Annotated in this window: 24 protein-coding genes; 18 read left to right on the top strand and 6 right to left on the bottom strand. The window is 72.0% G+C overall.

The annotated features are described in order from the left end of the window. The first annotated feature begins 16 nt into the window (after positions 1-16). Genes AC3X7Z_RS14785 through AC3X7Z_RS14770 form a run of 4 tightly spaced genes read left to right on the top strand, consistent with a single transcriptional unit; the run spans position 17 to position 4,291 of the window. On the top strand, positions 17-1,003 hold the full coding sequence (locus tag AC3X7Z_RS14785) for a carbohydrate ABC transporter permease (protein WP_489976396.1): 987 nt from the start codon (positions 17-19) through the stop codon (positions 1,001-1,003). Further along, positions 1,000-1,830 (top strand): carbohydrate ABC transporter permease, encoded by an 831-nt coding sequence (locus AC3X7Z_RS14780; protein WP_489976395.1) that lies wholly within the window; start codon positions 1,000-1,002, stop codon positions 1,828-1,830. Before AC3X7Z_RS14785 ends, AC3X7Z_RS14780 begins: the two co-directional genes overlap by 4 nt. Further along, entirely contained in the window at positions 1,827-3,269 is a 1,443-nt protein-coding gene (locus tag AC3X7Z_RS14775) for a glycoside hydrolase family 1 protein (RefSeq protein WP_489976394.1), read from the top strand. The genes AC3X7Z_RS14780 and AC3X7Z_RS14775 overlap by 4 nt, the downstream gene beginning before the upstream one ends. A gap of 5 nt (positions 3,270-3,274) precedes the next feature. Then, positions 3,275-4,291, top strand: coding sequence for a LacI family DNA-binding transcriptional regulator (locus AC3X7Z_RS14770; RefSeq protein ID WP_241005265.1), 1,017 nt, complete (start codon positions 3,275-3,277; stop codon positions 4,289-4,291). A 100-nt stretch (positions 4,292-4,391) separates the two neighbouring features. Here AC3X7Z_RS14770 and AC3X7Z_RS14765 read toward each other — a convergent pair whose 3' ends face one another. Both AC3X7Z_RS14765 and AC3X7Z_RS14760 read right to left on the bottom strand, forming a co-directional pair. Then, positions 4,392-5,198 (bottom strand): deoxyribonuclease IV, encoded by an 807-nt coding sequence (locus tag AC3X7Z_RS14765; protein WP_186339660.1) that lies wholly within the window; start codon positions 5,196-5,198, stop codon positions 4,392-4,394. Then, on the bottom strand, positions 5,195-6,193 hold the full coding sequence (locus AC3X7Z_RS14760) for a serine/threonine-protein kinase (protein ID WP_489976393.1): 999 nt from the start codon (positions 6,191-6,193) through the stop codon (positions 5,195-5,197). The genes AC3X7Z_RS14765 and AC3X7Z_RS14760 overlap by 4 nt, the downstream gene beginning before the upstream one ends. A gap of 208 nt (positions 6,194-6,401) precedes the next feature. Here AC3X7Z_RS14760 and rpsF point away from each other — a divergent pair, with 208 nt between their 5' ends. The 4 genes from rpsF (at position 6,402) to rplI (ending at position 8,229) form a co-directional block, all read left to right on the top strand. Beyond that, entirely contained in the window at positions 6,402-6,692 is a 291-nt protein-coding gene (gene rpsF / locus AC3X7Z_RS14755; protein ID WP_186339658.1) for a 30S ribosomal protein S6, read from the top strand. Between the two features lie 124 nt (positions 6,693-6,816). Next, positions 6,817-7,437, top strand: coding sequence for a single-stranded DNA-binding protein (locus AC3X7Z_RS14750; RefSeq protein WP_489976392.1), 621 nt, complete (start codon positions 6,817-6,819; stop codon positions 7,435-7,437). 94 nt (positions 7,438-7,531) lie between these two features. Beyond that, on the top strand, positions 7,532-7,768 hold the full coding sequence (gene rpsR / locus AC3X7Z_RS14745) for a 30S ribosomal protein S18 (RefSeq protein ID WP_056603689.1): 237 nt from the start codon (positions 7,532-7,534) through the stop codon (positions 7,766-7,768). 14 nt (positions 7,769-7,782) lie between these two features. Continuing rightward, a complete protein-coding gene (gene rplI / locus AC3X7Z_RS14740) occupies positions 7,783-8,229 on the top strand; it encodes a 50S ribosomal protein L9 (protein ID WP_186339656.1) in 447 nt (148 codons plus the stop codon). Positions 8,230-8,319: 90 nt separating this feature from the next. On the opposite strand, the gene AC3X7Z_RS14735 is transcribed toward rplI, so the two are convergent. Both AC3X7Z_RS14735 and AC3X7Z_RS14730 read right to left on the bottom strand, forming a co-directional pair. Continuing rightward, positions 8,320-8,640 (bottom strand): DUF8738 domain-containing protein, encoded by a 321-nt coding sequence (locus AC3X7Z_RS14735; protein ID WP_489976391.1) that lies wholly within the window; start codon positions 8,638-8,640, stop codon positions 8,320-8,322. A 218-nt stretch (positions 8,641-8,858) separates the two neighbouring features. Next, positions 8,859-10,112: an MATE family efflux transporter gene (locus AC3X7Z_RS14730; protein WP_489976476.1), complete on the bottom strand. Its 1,254-nt coding sequence runs from the start codon at positions 10,110-10,112 to the stop codon at positions 8,859-8,861. A 725-nt stretch (positions 10,113-10,837) separates the two neighbouring features. On the opposite strand from AC3X7Z_RS14730, the gene dnaB reads away from it, so the two are divergent. The 10 genes from dnaB to AC3X7Z_RS14680 all read left to right on the top strand — a co-directional run bounded on the left by dnaB (position 10,838) and on the right by AC3X7Z_RS14680 (position 22,405). Continuing rightward, positions 10,838-12,241, top strand: a complete 1,404-nt coding sequence (gene dnaB, locus AC3X7Z_RS14725; protein WP_241005264.1) for a replicative DNA helicase — start codon at positions 10,838-10,840, stop codon at positions 12,239-12,241. A gap of 514 nt (positions 12,242-12,755) precedes the next feature. Next, positions 12,756-13,733, top strand: a complete 978-nt coding sequence (locus AC3X7Z_RS14720) for a Bug family tripartite tricarboxylate transporter substrate binding protein (protein WP_186339652.1) — start codon at positions 12,756-12,758, stop codon at positions 13,731-13,733. 63 nt (positions 13,734-13,796) lie between these two features. Beyond that, a complete protein-coding gene (locus AC3X7Z_RS14715; protein ID WP_186339651.1) occupies positions 13,797-14,333 on the top strand; it encodes a tripartite tricarboxylate transporter TctB family protein in 537 nt (178 codons plus the stop codon). Between the two features lie 3 nt (positions 14,334-14,336). Next, entirely contained in the window at positions 14,337-15,884 is a 1,548-nt protein-coding gene (locus AC3X7Z_RS14710) for a tripartite tricarboxylate transporter permease (protein ID WP_489976390.1), read from the top strand. 5 nt (positions 15,885-15,889) lie between these two features. Further along, positions 15,890-16,540: a nitroreductase family protein gene (locus tag AC3X7Z_RS14705; RefSeq protein WP_489976389.1), complete on the top strand. Its 651-nt coding sequence runs from the start codon at positions 15,890-15,892 to the stop codon at positions 16,538-16,540. Continuing rightward, positions 16,531-17,670, top strand: a complete 1,140-nt coding sequence (locus AC3X7Z_RS14700; protein ID WP_186339648.1) for an acyl-CoA dehydrogenase family protein — start codon at positions 16,531-16,533, stop codon at positions 17,668-17,670. Before AC3X7Z_RS14705 ends, AC3X7Z_RS14700 begins: the two co-directional genes overlap by 10 nt. A 16-nt stretch (positions 17,671-17,686) precedes the next feature. After that, positions 17,687-18,724, top strand: coding sequence for an acyl-CoA dehydrogenase family protein (locus AC3X7Z_RS14695; RefSeq protein ID WP_489976388.1), 1,038 nt, complete (start codon positions 17,687-17,689; stop codon positions 18,722-18,724). Next, on the top strand, positions 18,724-19,509 hold the full coding sequence (locus AC3X7Z_RS14690) for an enoyl-CoA hydratase/isomerase family protein (RefSeq protein WP_186339646.1): 786 nt from the start codon (positions 18,724-18,726) through the stop codon (positions 19,507-19,509). Before AC3X7Z_RS14695 ends, AC3X7Z_RS14690 begins: the two co-directional genes overlap by 1 nt. Continuing rightward, complete coding sequence (locus tag AC3X7Z_RS14685) at positions 19,490-21,637, top strand: acetate--CoA ligase family protein (RefSeq protein ID WP_489976387.1); 2,148 nt, start codon at positions 19,490-19,492, stop codon at positions 21,635-21,637. The genes AC3X7Z_RS14690 and AC3X7Z_RS14685 overlap by 20 nt, the downstream gene beginning before the upstream one ends. 45 nt (positions 21,638-21,682) lie before the next feature. Then, positions 21,683-22,405 carry a FadR/GntR family transcriptional regulator gene (locus AC3X7Z_RS14680; RefSeq protein ID WP_186339644.1) on the top strand — a complete coding sequence of 241 codons (723 nt, stop codon included), beginning with the start codon at positions 21,683-21,685 and terminating at the stop codon, positions 22,403-22,405. Positions 22,406-22,495: 90 nt separating this feature from the next. Here AC3X7Z_RS14680 and AC3X7Z_RS14675 read toward each other — a convergent pair whose 3' ends face one another. After that, positions 22,496-23,371: an HDOD domain-containing protein gene (locus AC3X7Z_RS14675; protein ID WP_489976386.1), complete on the bottom strand. Its 876-nt coding sequence runs from the start codon at positions 23,369-23,371 to the stop codon at positions 22,496-22,498. Positions 23,372-23,437: 66 nt separating this feature from the next. Next, on the bottom strand, positions 23,438-24,268 hold the full coding sequence (locus tag AC3X7Z_RS14670; RefSeq protein ID WP_489976385.1) for a class II glutamine amidotransferase: 831 nt from the start codon (positions 24,266-24,268) through the stop codon (positions 23,438-23,440). Between the last annotated feature and the right edge of the window lie 46 nt (positions 24,269-24,314).

Raw genomic sequence — 24,314 nt, 5'->3', positions numbered from 1 at the left:
CGAGAGGAGCAGCCCGATGACGACCGTCGAGGCGCTCAGGGCCGGTGAGTCGGAGGAGCGGGCCCGTCCGCCGACGCCGCCGCTGACGTGGCGCCAGAAGCTGTCCCGGTGGGACTTCCGGATCTCGCCGTACCTCTACTTCCTGCCGTTCTTCCTGGTGTTCCTGCTCGTCGGGGTCTACCCGATGGCCTACTCGGGGTATCTCTCCTTCTTCTCCTGGCCGCGCTACGGGGCCGACCACGGTGCCGGCGTCGGCTTCGCCAACTACGCCCACGTGCTCACGGACCCGGTGTTCCACAAGGCCTTCTGGAACACCATCGGCATCTTCCTGCTCTCCTCGGTGCCGCAGGTCGTCATCGCCACGGTCATCGCCGGGATGCTGGACACGCCGTTGCGGGGACGGACCTGGTGGCGGATGAGCGTCCTCCTGCCGTTCGTCGTCGCTCCGGCCGCGACCGCGCTGATCTTCGGCAGCCTCTTCGCCGACAAGTCCGGTCTGGTCAACGAGGTCATCCGCGCGGTCGGCCTCCCCGGCGTCAGCTGGCACTCCGACCGCTTCGCCAGCTGGACGGCCATCGCCACGATGGTCAACTACCGCTGGACCGGCTACAACACGCTCATCATCCTCGCCGCGATGCAGGCGGTCCCGCGCCAGATCTACGAGGCGGCGGCGATCGACGGCGCCAACCGCGTGCGGCAGTTCCTCCACGTCACGCTGCCGTCGATCCGCCCGACGATGTTCTTCGTCATCGTCACCGCGACCATCGGCGGGATGCAGATCTTCACCGAGCCCCGGCTCTTCGACACCAACCTGCAGTTCCAGGGCGGCGCGAACTACCAGTACCAGACGCTGACGATGTACGTGTTCAACACCTCCAACAGCGGCACCGACCCCTACCCGCGGGCCGCCGCGGCCACGTGGCTGATCGTGCTGCTCATCATCGGCATCGCGCTGCTCCAGTTCCTCCTCACCCGCCACCTGCAGAGGAGGGCCGAGCGATGAGCCGGCGTCCCGGGTTCCTCGTCTACGGCCTGCTCTCCGCCTTCGTGGCGGGCTCGGCCTTCCCCCTCTACTGGTCGTTCGTCATCGGCTCGGTGACCAAGGAGCGCGCGATCCAGAGCCCGCCGCCGCTCTACCCGGGCGGCCACTTCCTCGACAACGCGCGGCGCGTCTTCGACCAGATCGACTTCTGGTCGGCGCTGGGCAACTCGGTGATCATCTCGAGCCTCTCGGCGGCGTCGGTGGTGTTCTTCTCCACCCTGGCCGGCTACTCCCTCGCCAAGCTGCGGTTCCGGGGCGCCAACCTCGCCATGGGCTTCGTCGTCGCGACCTTGGCGGTGCCCACCCAGCTCGCGTTCGTGCCGCTGCTCAAGGAGTTCAGCAACCTGGGGCTCGCAGGGACCCGCACCGCCGTGGTCCTGCCCTTCCTGGTCACCGCGTTCGGCGTGTTCTTCATGCGCCAGTACCTCGTCGACGCGATCCCGGACGAGCTCATCGAGGCAGCGCGGATGGACGGCTGCACGCAGATGCGCACCTTCTGGACCGTCGCGGTGCCCGCGGCCCGACCGGCCATGGCCATCCTCGCCCTGTTCACGTTCATGCACACCTGGACCGAGTTCATGTGGCCGCTGCTGATCCTGCAGGGCTCCGACGTGCAGACCCTCCAGACCGCTCTCGACCAGCTCAAGATCGCGCCCGCGGGAGGCATCGCCGACATCGCGCTGCTCCAGGCCGGCACCCTGCTCGCGACGATCCCGCTGCTGCTTCTGTTCATCGCGACCGGCCGCCAGCTCGTGGCCGGCATCATGCAAGGAGCCGTCAAGGGATGACGACGATCCGACCGTTCCCCGCCGACTTCCTCTGGGGAGCCGCTGCGGCGGCCTACCAGATCGAGGGCGCCGTGGCCGCCGACGGGCGCACCCCGTCCATCTGGGACACCTTCACCCGGGTGCCCGGTGCGATCCTCCACGGCGACACCGGCGACGTGGCCTGCGAGCACTACGACCGGATGCCGCAGGACGTCGCGCTGATGAAGGCGCTCGACCTCGGGTCCTACCGCTTCTCCGTCGCCTGGCCGCGGGTGTGCCCCGACGGCGGCGCGGTCAACAGGGCCGGGCTGGACTTCTACAGCCGGCTCACCGACGAGCTGCTGGCGGCCGGGATCACGCCCTGGCTCACCCTCTACCACTGGGACCTCCCACAGGCGCTGGAGGACGACGGCGGCTGGACCAACCGCGACACGGCGCACCGCTTCCTCGACTACGCGATGGCCGTGCACGACGTCCTGGGCGATCGCGTCGACAGCTGGACGACCCACAACGAGCCCTGGTGCTCCGCCTTCATGGGCTACACCAGCGGTGGCCACGCGCCCGGACGCCGTGAGGGAGTCGCCGGCGTCGTCGCCGCGCACCACCTGCTCCTCGGGCACGGCCTGTTCGTCGACGAGTTCCGCCGCCGCGGCGGAACCCCCGACAACGGCAAGGCTGTAGGCATCACCCTCAACCCGACGGTGGCCGATCCCTTCGACCCGACCCGTGACGACGACGTCGACGCGGCCCGGCGCCTCGACGGCTTCCACAACCGGGTCTTCCTCGACCCGCTGTTCCTCGGGAAGTACGCCGACGACCTGTCCCGTGACACCGCGGGGATGCTCTTCCGGGGCCGGCCCTGGGAGGACTTCGTCCAGGACGGCGACCTCGAGCTGATCAGTGCGCCGACCGACTTCCTCGGTGTGAACTACTACCACCCCGACCTCCCGGCGGCCCTGCCGTGCGACGTCGCGCCGGACGAGCTCCTCGGGAGCCGCATCCAGCACTCCCCGCGTCCCCGCGAGTCGCCGTACCCCGGTGGTGGCTTCGTGTTCCCGCGCACCGGCCGGCCGACGACCGACCGCGACTGGGAGATCGACCCGGACGCGCTGACGCGCCTCCTCGTCCGGCTCGCGGAGACCTACGATGCTCCGCCGATCTACATCACCGAGAACGGTGCGATGGCCGACGACGTGGTGGTCGACGGTGCCATCCACGACACCGGCCGGCAGCAGTTCATCGAGCAGCACCTGCACGCGGTGCTGGACGCGGTGGACGCGGGCGTCGACGTGCGCGGCTACTTCGTGTGGTCGTTGATGGACAACTTCGAGTGGAGCTACGGCTTCGCCCACCGCTTCGGCATCGTCCACGTCGACTACGCCACCCAGGTGCGCACGCCGAAGGACAGCGCCCGGTGGTTCTCGGAGGTGGCCGTGGCGAACGGCCTGCCAGTAGCGTGACCCACGTGGTGGGGAAGGCGCACGCGTCCACGCTGGACGATGTGGCCAGGCTGGCGGGGGTCAGCAAGGCGACGGCGTCGCGTGCGATCAACGGCAGGTCCAAGGTGAGCGCGAAGGCGCAGGCCGCGGTCCTCGACGCCGTCCGGGAGCTCGGCTACACGCCGAACGGTGCCGCCCGCTCCCTCGTCATGCAGCGGACCGGCTCCGTCGCGGTGATCCTGCCCGAGTCGGACGAGCGCATCTTCTCCGACCCGTTCTTCGCGCGGATGCTGCACGCCGTGGCGCGCTCGCTGCGCGAGCACGACCTGCAGCTCGTGCTCCTGCTCGCCCAGCCGGGCGACGAGGCGCGGATGCTCCTCTACCTGCGCGGGCGCTACGTCGACGGCGCCATCGTCGCGTCCCACCACCGCGACGACCGTCTCGCCGAGCACCTCTCCGACCTCGGGCTCCCGTGCGTGTTCATCGGCACCCCGTGGGTCGGCGCCGACCGGGTCTCCGTCGTCGACAGCGACAACGCCGGTGCCGCCGCCCAGGCCGCACGGGTCCTGGTCGAGAGTGGTCGGCGCAGGATCGCCGCGATCGCCGGACCGCACGACATGCGCGCCGGCCACGACCGGCTCATGGGCTGGCGCCAGGAGCTGGACGCCGCGGGCCTGGACAGCAGCCGGGTCGCCTACGGCGACTTCACCGAGCACAGCGGGACCAAGGCCTGCGCCGAGCTCCTCGACATCGACGGCGACATCGACGGCATCTTCGCTGCCTCCGACCTGATGGCACTCGGCGCGATGCGCGAGCTCGAGGCCCGCGGCATCCGGGTCCCGGACGACGTCGCGATCGTCGGCTACGACGACCTCGGCGTCGCCGAACGCACCCAGCCGCCCCTGACCACGCTGCGCAACCCGATCGACCAGATGGTCACCGAGGCGGTCCGGCTCCTCACGGAGGCCATCGGCCAGGGTGGACGTGGCGCCCCGCGTCGCGTCGTCTTCGTGCCCGAGCTGGTGCGTCGGGACACCGTCTGAGCGTCGCGCCGGCAGGTCGGCGGCTTCACCACCGGGCGGTGCCCCACGGTGAGCGGCGGGCACACCACCTGGTCCCGCCCTCGCTCCGCCGTGTCGTCGGTCAGAGGTGCTCGCGGAGCCAGGCGAAGTCGGCCAGGTGCTCGCTCGCGCCGCCCGGCGTCTCGCAGATGACCGGGGCGCCCGCCTCCCGCACGACACCGGCGAACTCGTCGGGCGGGAGGTGGCCCGCGCCGAAGTTGGCGTGCCGGTCGGCGCCCGAGCCGAACGCGTCGCGCGAGTCGTTGGCGTGCACGAGGTCGATGCGGCCGGTGATGGCACGGACCCGCTCGACGGCGTCGCCCAGGTCGATCCCACCGGCCCACGCGTGGCAGGTGTCGAGGCAGAACCCGACCTGCTCCGCGCCCTCGGCCGCCGAGATCGCGTCCCACACGCCGGCGATGCGGTCGAGGTGGCGCGCCATGGCGTTGTCGCCGCCTGCCGTGTTCTCGATGAGGAGCGGGATCTTGAGGTCGGTGGCCTCGATCGCCTTGCGCCAGTTGTCGAAGCCGACCGCCGGGTCGTCGCTCTTGTTGACGTGGCCGCCGTGGACGATCAGCCCCTTCGCCCCGATCTCGGCCGCGGCGTCCATGTGCTGCTGGAGCAGCTTGCGGCTCGGGATCCGGATCCGGTTGTTGGTCGTGGCGACGTTGACGATGTAGGGGGCGTGGACGTAGAGGTCGACGCCGGCGTCCTCGGCCGCCGCGCGCAGCGCCGCCGGCCCGCCCTCGAACCGCACCTCGGGGCCCTGGTAGCCCTGGGGGTCGCCGAGGAAGAACTGCACGAGGCCGGTGCCGCGCGCGACGGCCTCGGCGACGGGGTCGGTCTGCTCGACGTGGGCGCCGATGGGGAGGGTGCTGGCGGTGCTCATGCGGCCCAGCCTAGGAGGACGTACAGACACCCGGCGACCACGCCGACCAGGGAGGCGACCGCCAGCCAGGCGAGCCAGTCCGCGCCGTCGGTGGGCACGGAGGGCGTACGCCGCGGGCGGGGAGCCGGCCCGAGCCGGTCGGGCACCGGCGGGCACTCGGGGGGCGGCACCGGGAGCCGCCGCAGCAGTCGCAGCGCCGCGTCGGCGGTGGCGATGCGCTGGGCGGGATCGGCGACCAGGAGCCGCTCGAGCAGCGGGCGGAGCGGGTGCGAGGGGATCGCAGGTTGGCCCGACGGCGGCAGCCCGGTGAGCAGCTCGAGGGCGACCCGCCCGACGGCGTAGAGGTCCTGCGCGGGGTTGGGCGGAGCGCCGCGCGCCTGCTCGGGCGCCATGTAGCCCTCGGTGCCGACGCCGCCGGGCACCGTGGTGAAGCGCCGGTCGGCCACGGGGGCCGCGACCCCGAAGTCGGCGAGCCGCAGGTGGGGCGGCCCGGTGCCGGTGGCCTCGAGGAGCAGGTTGGCCGGCTTGACGTCACGGTGCACCAGTCCCGCGGCGTGGACGGCACCGAGCCCCCTCAGCAGCTGCTCGACCAGCAGCGCCACCGTCCCCGCGTCGAGCGGGCCGTGCTCGCGCAGCAGCTGGGCCACCGAGCCGCCCGCCACCAGCTCCATCGCGAGCACGACGAGGTCGTCCTCCGCCGCCCAGCCGTGCGGTGCGACGACGTGCGGGTGCCGGACCCGCACCGCCTGCTCGCGCACGAAGCGCGCCAGCAGCGCGGAGCCGTGGCGCCCCAGCACCTTGAGCGCCACGTCGTGCCCGGTGCGCAGGTCACGCGCGCGCCACACCGAGCCCATCCCGCCGGCGCCGACCTGGTCGAGCAGCTGGTAGCGGCCCGCCACCACCGCGGGGGTGCGCGATCGGGTGCGGGAGGGGATGCGGGAGCGCGTCGGGACGGGCGTCATCGAGGAGGGGGTCGACGAGGGGGTCGCGGCCACCCGCCGACGCTAGCCCGGAGCGACGGCGCGTGGACCGTCCTCCACAGGCCGGTGCGACGATTCCAGCCGCCGGGGCGGTCGCTGATAATCTGCTCCGGTTGCCTTCGGGTGACCGTGCCGTGCGACCGATGTCGCCAGCCACGAACGCACAGTCCTCCTGCCACGGAGAGCCCGTGGCCGCTCTAGCCCAGAGGAGGTGGAGACCGCTATGCGTGCCTATGAAGTGATGGTCATCCTCGACCCGAGTCTCGACGAGCGCACCATCGAGCCGTCGCTCGACAAGTACCTCAACGTGATCCGCAAGGACGGTGGCTCGATCGAGTCGCTCGACGTGTGGGGTCGTCGCCGGATGGCGTACGAGATCAAGAAGAACGCCGAGGGCATCTACGCCGTCATCACGCTGACGGCCGAGCCCGCGACGGTCAAGGAGTTCGACCGCCAGCTCACGCTGAACGAGTCGATCCTGCGCACGAAGGTCATGCGTCCCGACGCCCACTGATCGCCCCGACGGGCGTCTGTGGATAGACCCTTCCCGCTGTCGGTGAGTGCCTGTTTGATGGGCGCAGCACCGGGAGCACCCGGATCAACCGGCACAGCAGCAGGACTTTCTGAGGAGACCTGACATGGCAGGCGAGACCACCATCACCGTGATCGGCAACCTCGTCGACGACCCGGAGCTGCGGTTCACCCCCTCGGGGGCCCCCGTGGCCAACTTCCGGATCGCGTCGACGCCGCGCACCTTCGACCGCCAGACCAACGAGTGGAAGGACGGCGACACGCTGTTCCTCTCCTGCGCGGTCTGGCGCCAAGCCGCGGAGAACGTCGCCGAGTCCCTCCAGCGGGGCATGCGTGTGATCGTCCAGGGTCGCCTCAAGTCCCGTCAGTACGAGACCCGCGAGGGTGAGAAGCGCACCGTCTTCGAGATCGACGTCGAGGAGGTCGGCCCGTCGCTGCGCAGTGCATCGGCCAAGGTCACCAAGACGACGCGACAGGGCGGCGGTGGCGGCTACTCCGGCGGCGGCGGTGGCGGCGGCGGCTACTCGGGTGGTGGCGGGCAGCAGTCCGCGCCGGCCGACGACCCGTGGTCCACCCCGGCGCCCGCCCAGGGCGGCGGCGGTTGGGGTGGCCAGCCCCAGGGCGGGCAGCCCCAGGGTGGCCAGTCCCAGGGCGGTCAGTCCGCTCCGCCCAAGGACCCGTGGGCCACGCCCGGGGTCAGCGGCGGCAACGACGAGCCCCCGTTCTGAACCGGTTCCTGATCCGGACCACCTGCACCACGTTCACATTCCATTCCGTCCCTGATTGCCTTCAGGGCCGGGCTCACTGAAAGGGAGCACCACAATGGCCAAGGCAATTCTGCGCAAGCCCAAGAAGAAGGTCTGCCAGTTCTGCAAGGAGAAGGCGACCGGTGTCGACTACAAGGACACCACGCTGCTCCGCAAGTTCATCTCCGACCGCGGCAAGATCCGCGCCCGCCGCGTGACCGGCAACTGCGTCCAGCACCAGCGCGACGTGGCCATCGCCGTCAAGAACGCGCGCGAGCTCGCCCTGCTGCCCTACACGTCCACCGGTCGCTGAGAGGAGCACGGATCATGAAGCTCATCCTGACCCAGGAGGTCGACGGACTCGGCGCTCCCGGCGACGTGGTCGAGGTCAAGGACGGCTACGGCCGCAACTACCTCGTGCCCCGTGGTCTCGGCATCCGCTGGACCCGCGGTGGCGAGAAGACCATCGAGTCGATCAAGGCCGCCCGCACCGCCCGCGCGGTGCGCGACGAGGACCACGCCAAGGACGTCAAGGCCAAGCTCGAGGCCAACGCGGTCAACGTGAAGGTCCGCTCCGGTGAGGGTGGCCGCCTGTTCGGCGCCGTCACCACCACCGAGATCGCCGACGCGATCACGGCCGTCTCGGGCGAGAAGGTCGACCGCCGCACCATCGTGGTGGCCAACCCGATCAAGTCGCTCGGCGCCCACGAGGTGTCGGTCAAGCTGCACGACGAGGTGTCCGCCGCGGTGGCCCTCAACGTCGTTCCCGCCTGACCCGGCGCACGACACGACCACGGCCCGCCGCCCCTTCGGGGGTGGCGGGCCGTGGTGCGTCCGCGACCGGGCGACGCGGGGGGCGGTGGGTCACTGCGTGGGGTGGTCGCAGCGCGTGGGGCGTCCGCTCGTGCCTGCGTGGTAGGCGTAGGTCCGGGAGCCGACGCGCAGCGTGATGCGTGAGCCCTCGACCACCGCCTGCGTGTAGGCCATCTCGGGCTCGGCGCAGCCGCGGCTGCCGTCTCGCCACGTCACGTCCTGGACCGCGACCACCTCGACCGTGTCGGGGTCGACGCCGAGGGAGGCGGCGAGGTCGGCGACCGCGTGCGTGACGGCCGCCCCGGCCGGCAGGGAGGACGAGGGGGAGGACGAGGGGCCGGTCGAAGGGCTGGTCGAGGGGGTGCGGTCCACGGCTGTCTGCTCGGGATCGGGCGATCCGCCCGGCGTCCCGCACGCGGTGAGGACCCAGGCCGCCGCGAGCAGGGTGAGGCGTCGGGGCGCGGTCGTCATGGCGGTGTGACGGGCGACCCGCTGGGAGCGTTCCGCGTGACCCCAGACGTCACCGGGGGAAGGTGTGGAGGCGGTCTCGGAGGCCCGGGGCGGAGGTCGTCCGCCGGGGTCGCCGGCCCTCAGCGGGCGGTGGCTCCGGTGACGAGCCAGTGGTCGCCACGGGCCCGCCAGCCGAGCAGCAGCCCGCGCGCGCCCATGAACACGACCGTCATCGCCACCCAGACGGCGACCAGGCCGTGGGGGAGGGTGGCCGCCCACAGCGCCGCGGGGGCGTACGCCGCCAGCACCACCAGGCCGGCCCACGCGAGGTAGGCGCCGTCGCCGGCCCCGATCAGGACGCCGTCGAGGACGAAGACCACGCCCGCGACCGGCTGGCCGAGCGCCGCCACGAGCAGCACGGGCACCAGCAGGTCGCGCACCGCCGGGTCGGGGGTGAAGAGGACGCCGACGAACGGGGCGAGCGCCGCGAGCGCCAGCCCGGCGACGACGCCGCTGCCCCAGCCCCACCGCACCATGCGCCGGGTGAGGCGGCGGGTGCTCTCGACGTCGCCGCTGCCGAGTGCCCGGCCGGTGAGGGCCTGGGCCGCGATCGCGATGGCGTCGAGGCCGAAGGCGAGGAAGGTCCACAGCGTGATGGCGATCTGGTGGGTGGCGACGTTGACGTCGCCCGCCCCGGTGCCCACCCGCGTGACCGCGTAGGTGCCGACGAGCAGGCACGCCCGCAGCGCCAGGGTGCGGACGACCAGCGCGACGGCGGCGTGCGCGGCCGCGAGGATGCCGGCGCGGTCGGGGGCCAGGGGCGCCTCGTGCTCGCGGGCGGCGCGGACGACGACGACCAGGAACCACGCCGCGCTGAGCACCTGCGCGAGCACCGAGCCGATCGCCGACCCGGCGATGCCGAGGTCGAGGCCGTAGACGAGGACGAGGTTGAGGACGATGTTGAGCCCGTTGCCGACGACGGCGACGAGCAGGGGCGTACGCGTGTCCTGCAGGCCGCGGAGCACCCCGGTCGCGGCCAGCATCACCAGCAGCGGCGTGGTGCCGAGGAAGGCGATGCGCAGGTAGGTCTCGGCGTGCCCGGCCACCTCGGCGCCGGTGCCGAAGGCGCCCACGAGGGCCGGGGTGAGCGCGACGCCCCCGACGGTGGCGAGCACCCCGATCAGCACCGCGAGCCAGATCCCGTCGACCCCCTGGGCGAGGGCGGCACGGAGGTCGCCGGCCCCGAGGTGGCGCGCGACGCTCGCGGTCGTGCCGTAGGCGAGGAAGACGCACAGCCCGACGACCGTCTGCAGGACCACCGCCGCGACGCCGAGCCCGGCGAGCTCGGGGGTGCCGAGGTGTCCCACGATCGCGGCGTCGGAGAGCAGGAACATCGGCTCGGCCACGAGCGCGAGGAAGGCGGGGACAGCGAGTCGCAGGATCTCCCGGTCGGTCCCGCGGGCGGTCTCCCGGGCCGTCTCCGGGGACGTCTCCGGTGCCGCGCCGGGATCCGACCCGGGGGTGGGGTGGGGTGGTCGACCCCGGGGCTGGGTCCGGGGCTGACTCCGGGGGGCGGGCCGTCACGGACCCAGCCTAGGAACCTCCCGGCGCGGTGGCGGGGCGGGGACCCGGGCACCTCGCGGTCGCGTCGTCCATAGTCCATTGGGACTACCTGTGCATGGCCGTGTGGATGACGGCCGGAGGCGGTCGTCGGGGTACGGCGACGACCCGGGCCGGCGGGCATCTTCCAGATGGCGGACAGATGAACGGTCCCGACGGCAACATATTTTCCCTCCACAGGGTGTGAGGCCCATCGGTGCAGGTCAGCGCGCTGAGCAGGGCTGATTCTCCACCTGTCTCCACAGCCTGTTCCACTGGCCGCCCGCGTGCTCACGCGTGTCGTCCACGGCGTTGCTCAGCTTGTCCACATGCCCTGTGGATAACTCGGCGTCGTCGGCTTCCCCCGGGACGCCGTGAGGACGTACGGTCCTGCGCGGGCCAGTGAGGAGACGACTGGTGGACCCGGGGGCGAGCGCGCCCTCGGCGACGAGGTCGTCGATGTCGGAGGTCGTCCCTACCGTCATGGTCGGCGGACCCGAGCGAGATGGAGGGAGCACCGGTGAGCGTCACCTTCGAGGGGGACACCGACGAGGCCTGGGGCGACGGCCCGGCGGCCTACGAGCCGGGCGCCTCGCCCCGCTCGCCGGGCAACCGGACGCCCCCGCAGGACAACGCCGCCGAGCAGAGCGTCCTCGGCTCGATGCTGCTGTCCAAGGACGCCATCGCCGACGTCGTCGACGTGATCAAGGGCGTCGACTACTACCGCCCCGCCCACGAGGTGATCCACGACGCGATCATCGACCTCTACGGCCGCGGCGAGCCGGCCGACCCGATCACCGTGGCGGCCGAGCTGGTCAAGCGCGGCGAGCTGCAGCGCATCGGCGGCGCCCCCTACCTCCACACCTTGTCGGCCAACGTGCCGATCGCGGCCAACGCCGGCTACTACGCCGAGATCGTGCGCGACAAGGCGATCCTGCGCCGCCTGGTCGAGGCCGGCACCCGCATCGCCGCCCTGGGCTACGCCGGCGAGGGGGAGATCGACGACGTCGTGGACCACGCGCAGGCCGAGGTCTACAAGGTCACCGACCGCCGGGCGAGCGTCGACTACGCCCCGCTGAGCGACATCATGAGCGGCGTCCTCGACGAGATCGAGGCCATCGGCAACCGCGAGGCCGGCCTCTACGGCGTGCCCACCGGCTTCGCCGACCTCGACGACCTGACCAACGGCCTGCACTCCGGCCAGATGATCATCGTCGCGGCCCGCCCGGCCATGGGCAAGTCGACCCTGGCCCTCGACTTCTGCCGTGCCGCGTCGATCCACAACAACCTGACCAGCTGCTTCTTCAGCCTCGAGATGACGCGCTCGGAGATCATGATGCGCCTGCTCTCAGCGGAGGCGAAGGTGCCGCTCAACCACATCCGCAACGGCACGATGCGCGACGACGACTGGGAGAAGCTCGCCCGCAAGATGGGCCAGGTCTCCGGTGCGCCGATGTTCATCGACGACAGCCCCAACATGACGATGATGGAGATCCGGGCCAAGGCGCGTCGGCTCAAGCAGCGCCACGACCTCAAGCTGATCGTGATCGACTACATGCAGCTGATGAGCTCGGGCAAGAAGGTCGAGTCGCGCCAGCTCGAGGTCTCGGAGTTCTCCCGCAACATCAAGCTCCTCGCCAAGGAGCTCGAGCTGCCGATCATCGCGCTGTCCCAGCTCAACCGTGGCCCCGAGCAGCGTGGTGACAAGCGCCCGATGATGAGCGACCTGCGTGAGTCGGGCTCGCTGGAGCAGGACGCCGACATGGTCATCCTGCTCCACCGCGACGACGTCTACGAGAAGGAGTCGACCCGCCCCGGCGAGGCCGACCTCATCGTGGCCAAGCACCGCAACGGCCCCACCCGCGACCTCACCGTCGCGTTCCAGGGCCACTACTCCCGCTTCGTGGACATGGCCCAGGGCTGATGCAGGCGCCGACGATGGTGTCACCGGGAGTGGACGGTCACCATCGACCGGCCCCGTCCCATGCGCGCGTCCCACGTCACGAAGGTTCCTCCGCGGTCGGCGTAGCGGCCGCGAAGGCCCACGTCGGGTCGCCGCCCGCTCTCCGTCGCGTCATCGGGAGCGCGGCCGTGTCGCGCTCTGGGGCGCCCGTGCCCATGCACGCCGGCCACCGCGCGTAGTCCCTGCCGCCCGTCTCGACGGGTGTCTCGACCCGGATTGCGTGGAATCCCCCACGTCCGCGCTCTGAGTCCCCGTCGCGACCTGTGACCGGCCCCGTCCGCGGATCCGGAGGCCGGGCCCGATCCCATGTCCCTGCGGCCGCGACGGGAGGGTGGCTCGACGGGTCGTCGGGCGGGCGGAATCTCGCCCGAAAGAAAAGATGGCAATGAATGCATAGATGGCATAGTGTGACGTCCGTCGCTCGCGCCGCTCCAGACGATCGGCCCGCGCCGCTCACAGCCCCAGGGAGGCACCCATGAACCGCGTCAGGATCACTTCGCTCGCTCTCGCACCGTCACTCGCCCTCGCCCTCGCTGCCTGCGGAGGCACAGGGGGCGACGACGCGTCCGCCGACTTCCCCAGCAAGGAGATCACCTGGGTCGTCCCGTACGACGCGGGCGGCAACACCGACTCGATCACGCGCACCGTGGCGGAGGCGATGTCCAAGGAGCTGGGCGAGGACATCGTGGTCGAGAACCGTCCCGGCGGATCGGGCGCCATCGGCATGCAGCACGTCCAGAACGCCGACCCCGACGGGCACACCATCGGGCTCTACACGACCGGGACGATGGTCGTCACCCCGCTGGTCAGCGACCTCGGCTACAGCGAGGAGGACTTCGACAACGTCGGCCTCATGCTCACCCAGCCCGTTGTCTTCCTGGCCATGCCCGACTCGGACTACTCCTCGATCGACGACCTCGTCGCCGCCGCGAAGGACGCGCCCGGCGACATCTCGATCGGCGTTCCGGGAGCGACCACGCCGCAGGGCTACGAGCTCGCCCGCATGGCCGAGGACTACGGCGTCGAGTTCACGCCGGTCCCGTTCGACTCCAACGCCGAGGTCGTGGCCGCGCTGCGCGGCGACAACGTCGACGCCATCGCGCTCAACGCCTCGCAGGACGTGGTGACCCAGATCGAGGCCGGCGACCTGACGCCGCTGGCGGTCGGTGAGCCCGAGCGGGTCACCTGGCTGCCCGACGTGCCGACGCTGAAGGAGTCGGGCTTCGAGGACCTCACGGTCTCGGGCACCCTGATCGGCCTCACCGCGCCCGCCGGGCTCGACGAGGACGTCCTGGCGGCTCTCGAGGATGCCCTCGAGGTCGCGCTGGAGGACGAGGCCGTCCAGGAGTTCCTCGGTGCGGACAACGTCCCGGACGAGTTCGTCGGGTCCGAGGCCGTGACCGAGCAGCTGGGCGAGCGCCGCGCGATCTACGAAGCGCTGATCGACAACTGAGCACAGAGCCCGGCTGGGTGAGGGCGGACCTCACCCAGCCGGGCCCCTGGGAGGGAGCAGGTGATGGTCCAGTCCGACGATGCGCCCGGCGACACCGCCGCGGCGGCGCCCGGGGCGGACGCGGGCGCTCGCTCGCCCCGCTCGTGGCGGCGGGAGCAGGCACACCGCCTGGCTCCGCTCCTGCTGACGGTCCTGGGCGGGCTCTGGGTCTGGCAGGCCTCGACGCTCGCCTTCGGTGAGGTCACCCGACCCGGTCCGGGGATGTGGCCGATGATCAACGCGGTCATCTTCACCGCCATCTGCGCGGCGCTGGTCCTGGTGGACCGGCGAGCCGACTACGAGAAGTGGTCGAAGCGCAGCCTGCAGGTGCTGGCCATGCTGGGGAGCCTGGTCGTCTACGTGGTCCTCTTCCAGGTGCTCGGCTTCCTGCTCGCCTCCACCCTGATGCTCGCGGTCTGGCTGCGGGTCTTCGGCCGGGAGTCGTGGCGGTGGACGCTCACGCTCTCGGTCGGCGGAGCCGTCGTGTTCTGGATCATCTTCGACCGGCTCCTCGGGGTGCCCTTCCCCGCCGGTGTGTTGCTCGAACGGATCGGAGGCTGAGCCATGAGCGGTCTTCTCGACGGCTTCGCGCAGATGATGGACCCGCAGACGCTCCTCTTCGTCTTCGTCGGTGTCACGATCGGCACCCTGGTGGGCGTCCTGCCGGGGCTCGGGCCCACGGCCACGATCGCGCTGCTCCTCCCGCTGACCTACACGATGGAGCCCACGCAGGCGATCGTGATGCTCGCGGGGATCTACTACGGCTCGATGTACGGCGGGACCATCACGTCGGTCCTGCTCAGGCTCCCCGGCGAGGCGGCCTCGGTCGTGACCACGTTCGACGGGTATGCCATGACGCGTGCCGGCCGGGCCGGCCCCGCTCTCGGGATCGCCGCGATCGGGTCGTTCATCGGCGGGACCATCGCCGTGGTGGGGCTCACCCTGCTGGCACAGCCCATGGCCGAGCTGGCCGTGAAGTTCGGGCCGCCGGAGTACGTCGCCCTCACGGTCGTCGGCATCACGCTGGTCACCTACCTGGGCAGCTCCTCGACGTGGAAGGCCCTCGCCATGGCGGCGCTCGGCCTCCTGCTGGCCACCGTCGGCTCGGACTCCATCACAGGCAGCTCCCGTTTCACGTTCGGTGAGGTCTCGCTCCTCAGCGGACTGGACTTCGTGGCCATCGCCATGGGCCTGTTCGGCGTCAGCGAGATCCTCTACTCCCTGGAGCAGACCGAGACCGCGCAGACCGTGAAGGCGAAGGTCAAGGGCGTGTGGCCCAAGCGCCAGGACCTCCGCGACTCCAGCGGGGCCATCGCTCGCGGCTCCGTCCTGGGCTTCTTCATCGGCATCCTGCCCGGCGGCGGCGGAGTCATCTCCTCGATGGCGTCGTACGCCCTGGAGAAGCGCCGGGCCAAGGACCCGAGCAGGTTCGGCCGCGGGGCCATCGAGGGCGTCGCCGGACCGGAGACCGCGAACAACGCGTCGTCCACGTCGGCGTTCATCCCCCTGCTGACCCTCGGCCTGCCGCCGAACGTCGTCCTGGCGCTGATCTACGGCGCGCTGCTGATCCAGGGGGTGACGCCGAGTCCCCGCCTGATCGAGGAGCACCCCGACGTCTTCTGGGCCGTCATCGCGTCGATGTACGTCGGCAACCTGATGCTGCTCCTGCTGAACATCCCCCTCGTCGGGGTGTTCATCCGCGTGCTCCAGGTGCGGCCCGGGATCCTTGCGGCGTTCACCCTGCTGGTGACGATGGCCGGCGTCTACTCGGTCAACAACGAGGTCTTCGACATGTGGGTCGTCATCGGCTTCGGCGTGCTCGGCTGGCTGATGAAGAAGACCGGCTTCGAACCGGGTCCGCTCGTGCTCGCCTTCGTGCTCGGCCCGATCATGGAGCAGGCCTTCCGCCAGTCGCTGCTGATGTCCGGGGGCGACCTGGGCATCTTCGTCAGCCGGCCGCTCTCCGGCGGCATCCTCGTGACGCTCGTCGTGGCCATGGTCGTCATGGGCGTCCTGCGCACCCGTCTCCTGCGGCGCGCCGAGGAAGACGTCGAGGAGATCCTCGCGAACGAGAACGAGGCGTCGTCCGTGACGCCCAGGAAGGAGGGGTGACGGGCATGGCCACCGTGCCTTCCTTCGATCCGGCCGCGATCACCGTGGCCGACGAGCTGCTGACCACCACGCGCGCGGTCCGCAAGCGGCTGGACCTCGAGCACGACGTCGACGACGCCCTTCTCCGCGAAGCGCTGGCCGCTGCCCGCCAGGCCCCCAGCGGGGGTGCGGAGGAGCCGCTGCGCTGGCTCGTGGTGAAGGACCCCGGCACCCGGGCGGCGGTGGGCGAGCTCTACCAGGCGGCGTACGCCGAGCTCGATCGCGCCCGGCCGGCCCCGTCGGGGGAGGCGGCCGGTCAGCTGACCAAGGTCCGGCAGAGCTCGGCCCACCTGGCCCAGGTGATGGGGAAGGTGCCCCGGATCGTCGTCGTCTGCTCGACCGCGCCCGCGCCGCAGGCGGCCGTCGGCGCCGAGGCGGCGAAGTTCTACGGCTCGGTGTACCCAGCGGTCTGGTCGTTCCAGCTCGCCGCCCGCGCCCGCGGTCTGGGCACCTGCCTGACCACGGTCGGCCTGCGGAGGTCCGGCGAGCTCGCCGGGGTCCTCGGGCTGCCCGACGACTGGACCCTGTGCGCGCTGCTGCCCGTCGCGCGCATCACCGGCACCACCCTGGGGGCGGCGCCCCGGCGCAACGGCGAGGAGGTCGTTCGATGGATCTGAGGTACACCGACCAGGAGGATGCCTTCCGCGCGGAGGTGCGCGGCTGGCTCGCCGAGAACGTCCCCCGGACGCCCCTGCCCTCGGGTGACACCGAGGAGGGATTCGCCGCCCACGTGGGCTGGGAGCGGACGCTCTTCCAGGCGGGGTGGTCGGCCGTGTCGTGGCCGCGGGAGTACGGCGGACGCGACGCCTCGCTGTGGGAGTGGCTGATCTTCGAGGAGGAGTACGCCCGTGCCGACGCGCCGGCGCGCGTCACCCAGAACGGCATCTTCCTGCTCGCCCCGACCGTCTTCGAGTTCGGCACCCCCGAGCAGCAGCGGCGCATCCTGCCGCGGATGGCCGCGGCGGAGGACCTCTGGGCGCAGGGCTGGTCCGAGCCGGGCGCCGGCAGCGACCTGGCCTCCGTGCGGAGCCGGGCGGTCCGCGACGACGACGCCCAGGGCTGGCGGGTGAGCGGCCAGAAGACCTGGAGCACCCGCGGCGGCTTCTGCACGCACCTCTTCGGGTTGTTCCGCACGGACCCCGAGTCCGCCCGCCACCGCGGGCTGACCTACCTGCTGGTGCCGCTGGACGCGCCCGGTGTGACGGTCCGCCCCTTCCCGCGCCTGGACGGCGACCCCGGCTTCGCGGACGTCTTCTTCGACGACGTCCTCGTGCCCGACCGCGACGTGCTGGGCGGCGTCGGGGAGGGGTGGCGCGTCGCGATGTCGACCACCGGCTCCGAGCGCGGCCTCACCCTGAGGTCGCCGGGACGGTTCCGGCGCACGGTCGCCCGGCTCCTCGAGCTGGCCGAGCAGCACCCCGAGCGGGTCTCCGGAAGCCTGCACGACCGCCTCGTCGAGGCGTGGATGGACGCCGAGGCCTACCAGCTGTTCACCCTCAGGCAGGTCACCCAGATCACGGAGGGCCACCAGGTGGGGGCCGAGTCGAGCCTGAACAAGGTCTTCTGGTCGGAGATGGACGTCCGGCTCCACGAGATCGCGATGGAGCTCCTCGGGGCCGAGGCGCAGGTCGACTCGGTGTGGCCGCGGGGCTTCCAGTTCGCGCTCGGCGGAACGATCTACGCGGGGACCAACGAGATCCAGCGCAACATCATCAGCGAACGCATCTTGAAGCTGCCACGGAAGTAGGAGCGGTGGGAAACACATGAGATTCGATCTGACCGAGGAGCACCGGGCGCTGGCCGAGGTGACCGCGTCCCTCCTCGCCGAGCTCTGCCCGCCGGAGCTGCTGGCGCGTGCGTGGGAGTCGGACCCGGGCGGAGCCCCGGACCCGGAGGTCGAGCGGCTCTGGGACGCCCTCGCCGAGCTCGGTGTCCACCGGCTCCTGCTCGACGAGGCGTCGGACGGGCTCGGCCTGGACGAGGTGGCGCTCGCCGTCGTGTGCGAGGAGCTGGGCCACAGCGCCGTTCCGCTCCCGGTCGCCGAGACCATCTGCGCCATGCCCGTCCTCGCCGCGGCCGGTCGCGACGACCTGGTCGATCCCGCCCGCGACCGCGCGCCGCTCGTGGCGTGGTGGCCGGAGCCCACCGCGCTCGCCGCGTGGGGTCACCAGGCCACCGTCGGGCTGGTCGGGGAGGACGGCGAGCGCCCCGCGCTCCGGCTGCTCGACCCGCCCGCGGCCCGCGTGGTCGACGTGCCGCTCGACAGGTGTCGGCCGCTCGCCCGGCTCGGGGACGCTCCGACCGGCGGACAGCCGTTGGAGCTCGCCGCGTCCGACGTCGCCGCCCTCCGCCTCCGCCTCCAGCTGGCCGCGGCGGCACAGCTGGTCGGCCTGGCGCGCCGGATGCTGGCGATGACCCTGGACTACGTCCGCGGTCGCGAGCAGTTCGGCGTCCCCGTCGGCAGCTTCCAGGCCATCAAGCACGCTCTCGCCGACGTCCACCTCCGCGTCGAGTTCGCGCGTCCCGCCGTGTGGCGGGCGGCGTGGTCGATGTCGAGCGGGGACTCGGCGGCCGAGTCGCACGTCTCGATGGCCGTGCTGGCCTCGGTGCGGGCGGCCAAGGAGGCGGCGCGGGTCACCATCCAGGCGCACGGCGCCATGGGCTACTCCGCGGAGTATCCGCTGCACATGTTCGCCAAACGCGTGTGGGCGCTGGAGGCCTCGGTGGCGCCCGCCGACCACCGCCGGATGCTCGGCCGAGCACTCGGCGTACCCACCACCACGAGAAGGGCAAGCGCCTGATGACTTCCGACGCGACCGTGCTGCACGAGCGGCTCGGGCAGGTCTCCATGATCACCATCAACCGCCCGGAACGGCGCAACGCGCTCGACCCCGCCACCCACCTGGAGCTGCGACGCGCGCTGCAGGAGGCGGACCTCGACCCGGCGACCAGGGTGATCGTGCTCACCGGCGCGGGCCAGGGCTTCTGCGCCGGGGGCGACGTCAAGGAGATGGCGGGCAAGGACAGCTACGGCTCCAAGGACCGGGTGCTGTCGGTGGGGCGGGACCTCATCGACATCCTGCTCCGGCTCGAGAAGCCGATCGTCGCGATGGTGAACGGCGCCGCCGTGGGACTCGGGGCGACGATCGCGCTGATGTGCGACATCGTCTACATGGCCGACGACGCGCGGATCGGCGACCGCCACGTCAACGTCGGGCTGGTCGCCGGCGACGGTGGCGCGGTCGTGTGGCCGCTGCTGATCGGTCCGGGCCGGGCCAAGGAGCACCTGCTCACCGGCCGCCTCATCGACGGGCGTGAGGCCGCGGCCATGGGCCTGGTCTCGCGCGCGGTCCCCGCCGCGGAGCTCCGTGCCGAGGTGCTCGCGCTCGCCGAGGAGCTCGCGGCCCAGCCCCCGTACGCCCTGCGCGCGACGAAGGCCTCCATCAACAAAGCCATCCAGGCCACGGCCAACCAGGTGCTGGACCTGTCCTTGGCCTACGAGCACCTCTCGATGCGCACGGCGGACCACCAGGAGGCGCTGAGCGCCCGTGCGGAAGGGCGTCCTGGTGTCTACACCGGTCAGTGAGGCACGCGAGGAGCTGGTGCCGCGCCTGTTCGACCCGCGCAGCATCGCGGTCGTCGGCGCGTCGTCGGACCCGGTGAAGGCGGCGGGGCGGACGCTGCGCTACCTCCAGCGGTACGGCTTCGCCGGACCGATCTACCCGATCAACCCCGCCCGCACGGAGGTGCAGGGCCTGCCGTGCTACCCCAGCCTCGAGGCCCTGCCGGAGGTCCCCGACCTGGCGGTGATCGTGCTCCCCAGCACGGCCGTCGTCGAGGCCGTCGAGAGGTGCGCCGTCGCCGGGGTAGCGGTGGCGGTGGTGTTCGCGTCCGGGTTCAGCGAGACCGGCGAGGAGGGCCGCCTGCTCGAGGAGCAGCTGGCTCGGGTCACCCGCGAGCACCCGATCCGGGTCGTCGGGCCCAACTGCAACGGCGTCATCGGGGTGGCGTCGGGTGCGACGACCACCTTCATGTCCGGTATCGACGACCCCGACCTCACCCTGCGCGACGACGGGGTCGCCTTCGTCTCGCAGAGCGGTGCCATGGGTGCCTTCATCCTCACCGAGGCGCAGTACTCGGCCCTCGGTGTCGGGCGGTTCGTCAGCACCGGCAACGAGGTCGACGTGAGCCTGGCCGAGGTCGTCGGCGCCCTGGCGGAGGACCCCGCGACCCGCGTGGTCCTCGGCTACGTCGAGGGCGTCCGGGAGCCGGGACGGTTCCGCGACGCGCTGGCCACGGCGCAGCGCCGTGGCGTCCCGGTGTGCCTGATGAAGGTCGGCCGCTCCGCCGCAGGCGCGGAGGCGGCCGCCTCCCACACCGGCGCCCTCGCCGGTGAGGACGTCGTCTTCGACGGTCTCCTCACCCAGCACGGGGTCATCCGCGCGCACAGCGTCGACGAGCTGCTCGACCTCGGGAGGGTCTTCGCCTTCACCCCGCGCCCCGCGGGGCGGCGGCTGTCGATCCTGACCCTGTCGGGCGGAGCGGGAGTGCTGATGACCGACGCCGCCGCGGACCACGGACTGGAGGTCGCGCCCTGGACCGGCAGCTGGGCGCAGGACATGCGGGAGGTCCTCCCGGCGTTCGCCAGCGTGCGGAACCCGATCGACCTCACCGGGGCCCTGGTCAGCGACACCGAGCTGCTGCGCCCGGCGCTGGAGCTGGCGGTCGAGCACCCGGAGACCGACGTCGTGATGGTGATGCTCGGCAACATGCAGAACCAGGAGGCGGACGCCTGCCGGCTGATCGCCGAGGTGGCCGCCACGACCCACAAGCCGGTCGTGACCGTCTGGGTCGGTGGCACCGGGAGTGCGGTACGCCGCCTCGCCGAGGCCGGGCTCCCCGCGTTCACCGACCCGGTCCGTGCCGTTCGCGCCGTGGCTCGGCTGGTGGACCACTTCTGCGAGCCGGCCACCTCGTCGACCCCGGTCGGTGGCGACGGGGACGGCGGGTCCGCGCACGCCGCCCCGGCGCCCAGCTCGGGCACGACCTCCTCGGCCCTCGACGAGGTCGCGGCCAAGGAGCTGGTCCGGCGGCACGGCGTGCAGACCGTCGCCGAGCGGGCGGTGCACACCTCTGCCGAGGCGGCCGAGGCGGCGGAGGCGCTCGGCTTCCCGGTCGTCGTCAAGCTGCTCTCCACCGAGGTCCCGCACAAGTCCGACCACGGACTGGTCGCGGTCGGCCTGCGCGACAGTGGGTCGGTGGCGACGACCGCCGAGGAGATCCTCGCCCGGGCCGGTGCCATGGGGGTGGCGGACCGGCGGCTGGTCGTCCAGGAGATGGTGGCGGGTGAGACTGAGCTGATCCTCGGAATGCGCCGGGACGCTATCTTTGGCCCCGTGGTGGTCCTCGGCGTCGGCGGCGTCCTCACCGAGCTGGCATCGGACGTCCAGGTCCGTCTCCCACCGCTCGAGGAGCGTGACGCGATCTCGATGATGGACGGCCTGCAGTACAGCGAGCTGCTCAAGGGCCCCCGCGGCCGGGTGCCGGTCGACCGCGACGCGCTCACCAGGACGATCCTGGCCTTCGGCGAGTTCGTCCTCCAGGAGGGCGACGCACTGGAGACCGCCGAGCTCAACCCACTGGTCGTCGACAGCGACGGGATCCCGGTCGCGGTGGATGCGCTGGTGGTGAGGGCGACCACCGACGTCCCGTGACGCCGCGCTGCGCCGGCCACCGGGGCCGAGAGAAGAGGATGAGGCATGGGCACGCGTAGACCTCGCATCCCCAAGGCCTCGGACATCGTGGTCTCGGCGGTCCGCGAGCGCATCATCGTCCACCGTCTCGCCGAGGGCACGGCGCTTCCCACGGAGACCGAGATGATGGCCGAGTACGGCGTGGGTCGGGTGACCGTTCGGGAGGCGCTCCGCCTGCTCGAGCACGACGGGCTCATCGAGGTCCGGCGGGGGGTGCACGGGGGTGTCTTCGTGCGCCACCCGCAGGTGCGGCAGGTGAGCGACGTGGTCTCGCTGGTCTTCGCGATGCGGAACACGACGCTGCGCGAGTTCGCCGAGTACCGCCAGCTCGTGGAGCCGGCGGCGGCCGAGCTGGCCGCACGCAACATCTCCGAGGAGCAGCGGACCGCCCTCCGCGGCCTGGTCGAGCAGGAGTCGGGCCTGGGGCAGGTGCAGGACCTGCACCAGCTGGTGGCCGAGGCCACGGGCAACGGTGTGCTCGGCACGGCGCTCAACGCCCTGCACCACCCGTTCCAGGAGCACTTCCGGCCCGGCAAGATCCACGCCAGCCACCTCGCCGAGACCGCGGCCTCCCACCGCAAGATCGCCGAGCGCATCCTGGCCGGCGACGGTGCGGCGGCCCGGCGCGCCATGGCTGTGCACCTGGAGGCCTACCGCGCCTACCTCGAGCGCGAGGACCTGCTCGAGGAGCCGATCATCCCCCGTGAGGTGTGGCGGGTCCCGGGGTAGTGCCGGCCCCAGCACGAGGTGCACGCCGGGTCACGTGAGCCCGACGCCAGTCTCGCCGATGCCTCCCGCCGAGCCGCGTGCCCCGAGGGCTCAGGCGTTGTACCGGTCGGCCACCGCGTCGAAGCGCTCGCGCGACGTCGCCACGATCTCGTGGTAGGCGCGGTCGTCGAGCTGCAGGACCTGCAGCAGCGGCGCCACCTCGTGGTGCCGGGTCACCTGGCTCTCGAGCTCCTCCGGGTCCTCGTCGCGCGTGGTGATCTCGTGCGACATCGCACACGCCAGCGCCACGGCCGCACTCACGGCGGACAGGTCCTCGTGTGCCTCGTGGTGCTCGCGGATGCCGTCGACGATCGTCAGCGGGAGTCCCCACGCCTCGGCGACCGCGGCGCCGATGTCGGCGTGGGTGAGCCCGAGGACCCGCCGCTCGGTCTCGACCAGGTCGAGGCCGTCGGTGGCGGCGGCCAGGGCGAGCATGTCCAGGATCTGGTTGCCGAAGTGCCGGGCCAGCACGACCATGCCGAAGTCGTGCAGCAGCGCTGCGGTGCCTGCCTCCGCCGGGACCGGGACGCGGGCTCGGGAGCGGATCACCTCGGCCGCGATCGACGCGGCCACCGAGCGCTCCCAGAGCGCTCCCGGCTTGAGGCCGTACGCCGGCAGCGCCGCCAGCATCCTGCCGCCGACACGTGAGGCCATGGTCAGCGACAGCAGGGTGCTGGACCCGAGCCGGACGACGGCGTCGCGCACCGACGTGATGTTGGCGCGGTGGCCGAGCGCCACCGAGTTGGCCCGGCGCAGCACGTCCGCGGCCAGCGAGACGTCGAGGGCCACGGTCTCGCTGATCTCGCGGATGTCGGAGTCCGGGTCCGCGACCAGCGTGGCGAGTCGGGCGATGGTGTGGGGAAGGGGTTCGACGGACTCGGCGGCGGCCAACAGGTCCGCCTGGTCCACGAGCGGTGCGGTGGTCACGTCGTCCCGATCGGCACGACGGCGCGAGACCTGAGGGATTGGTGGGGTCGGGAGCCGGTCGGGCGCTCAGGGTGCCACCGGGCGGAACGGACGCACCTCCTCCACGCCGTCGCGCACCACCAGGAGCGTGGACTCCGGGACCTCCTGCCACATCCCGACCAGCGTGCCGAGCGGCTCGGAGGCCACGATCCGGGAGCCGGCGGAGAGGTCGTGGAGCACGGGGTGGTCGGGGTGCTGCCTCTTGATCGTGTCGACGTCGGTGCTGTGGAACAGCGACCGGGCGTGCCCGTCGCTGGCGTAGCGGAACGCCCACGTGGTCTCGCCGTCGGTGGTGGCCACCGTCATCTGGAGCGGGTGCTCGACGCCGTGGCGACGCCCCGTCTGCTCGATCAGCGCGACGGCCCGGGAGACCGCGGCGGGCGGATCGTCCTCGAGGCCGAAGGTCAGCGCGAGGTAGAAGAAGATCTCGCTGTCGCTCGACCCGGCGATCAGCGGGAAGAGGTCGGGAGCCACCGCCAGCGTCAGGTCGCGCTTGACCCGCGAGAAGGAGGCGATGGCGCCGTTGTGCATCCACAACCAGCGGTCGTGGCGGAAGGGATGGCAGTTCGTCTGCTGCACCGGGGTGCCCGAGGTCGCGCGGACATGGGCGAAGAACCGGTGCGACCGGACCTCCGCGGCGACCTCGCGCAGGTTGAGGTCGTTCCAGGCCGGCTCGGTGCTGCGGTAGCGACCGGGCGTGCCCGTCGCGCCAAACCAGCCGACGCCGAACCCGTCGCCGTTGACGGCCTCGGCACCCATCTCGGATCGCTTGCTCTGCACCACGAGGGAGTTGGTGGGCCTGAAGAGGAGGTCCTCCAGCAGCAACGGCGAGCCGGAGTAGGCGAGCCAGCGACACATGGGCCCCTCCTCCTCGTCCCTCTCTGCACGATACGCCGGTGCCGCC

The sequence above is a fragment of the Nocardioides sp. Z24_21 genome, assembly GCF_058134345.1.
Note: the sequence above shows the minus strand (reverse complement) of the source record. Positions and strands in the feature narration are given on the sequence as shown.

Coding starts and splice junctions, on each gene's coding strand:
- AC3X7Z_RS14785 (WP_489976396.1), top strand. CDS start 17: ATGACGACCGTCGAGGCGCTCAGGGCCGGTGAGTCGGAGGAGCGGGCC.
- AC3X7Z_RS14780 (WP_489976395.1), top strand. CDS start 1,000: ATGAGCCGGCGTCCCGGGTTCCTCGTCTACGGCCTGCTCTCCGCCTTC.
- AC3X7Z_RS14775 (WP_489976394.1), top strand. CDS start 1,827: ATGACGACGATCCGACCGTTCCCCGCCGACTTCCTCTGGGGAGCCGCT.
- AC3X7Z_RS14765 (WP_186339660.1), bottom strand. CDS start 5,198: ATGAGCACCGCCAGCACCCTCCCCATCGGCGCCCACGTCGAGCAGACC.
- rpsF (WP_186339658.1), top strand. CDS start 6,402: ATGCGTGCCTATGAAGTGATGGTCATCCTCGACCCGAGTCTCGACGAG.
- AC3X7Z_RS14750 (WP_489976392.1), top strand. CDS start 6,817: ATGGCAGGCGAGACCACCATCACCGTGATCGGCAACCTCGTCGACGAC.
- rpsR (WP_056603689.1), top strand. CDS start 7,532: ATGGCCAAGGCAATTCTGCGCAAGCCCAAGAAGAAGGTCTGCCAGTTC.
- rplI (WP_186339656.1), top strand. CDS start 7,783: ATGAAGCTCATCCTGACCCAGGAGGTCGACGGACTCGGCGCTCCCGGC.
- AC3X7Z_RS14730 (WP_489976476.1), bottom strand. CDS start 10,112: ATGTTCCTGCTCTCCGACGCCGCGATCGTGGGACACCTCGGCACCCCC.
- AC3X7Z_RS14720 (WP_186339652.1), top strand. CDS start 12,756: ATGAACCGCGTCAGGATCACTTCGCTCGCTCTCGCACCGTCACTCGCC.
- AC3X7Z_RS14715 (WP_186339651.1), top strand. CDS start 13,797: ATGGTCCAGTCCGACGATGCGCCCGGCGACACCGCCGCGGCGGCGCCC.
- AC3X7Z_RS14710 (WP_489976390.1), top strand. CDS start 14,337: ATGAGCGGTCTTCTCGACGGCTTCGCGCAGATGATGGACCCGCAGACG.
- AC3X7Z_RS14705 (WP_489976389.1), top strand. CDS start 15,890: ATGGCCACCGTGCCTTCCTTCGATCCGGCCGCGATCACCGTGGCCGAC.
- AC3X7Z_RS14700 (WP_186339648.1), top strand. CDS start 16,531: ATGGATCTGAGGTACACCGACCAGGAGGATGCCTTCCGCGCGGAGGTG.
- AC3X7Z_RS14695 (WP_489976388.1), top strand. CDS start 17,687: ATGAGATTCGATCTGACCGAGGAGCACCGGGCGCTGGCCGAGGTGACC.
- AC3X7Z_RS14690 (WP_186339646.1), top strand. CDS start 18,724: ATGACTTCCGACGCGACCGTGCTGCACGAGCGGCTCGGGCAGGTCTCC.
- AC3X7Z_RS14680 (WP_186339644.1), top strand. CDS start 21,683: ATGGGCACGCGTAGACCTCGCATCCCCAAGGCCTCGGACATCGTGGTC.
- AC3X7Z_RS14670 (WP_489976385.1), bottom strand. CDS start 24,268: ATGTGTCGCTGGCTCGCCTACTCCGGCTCGCCGTTGCTGCTGGAGGAC.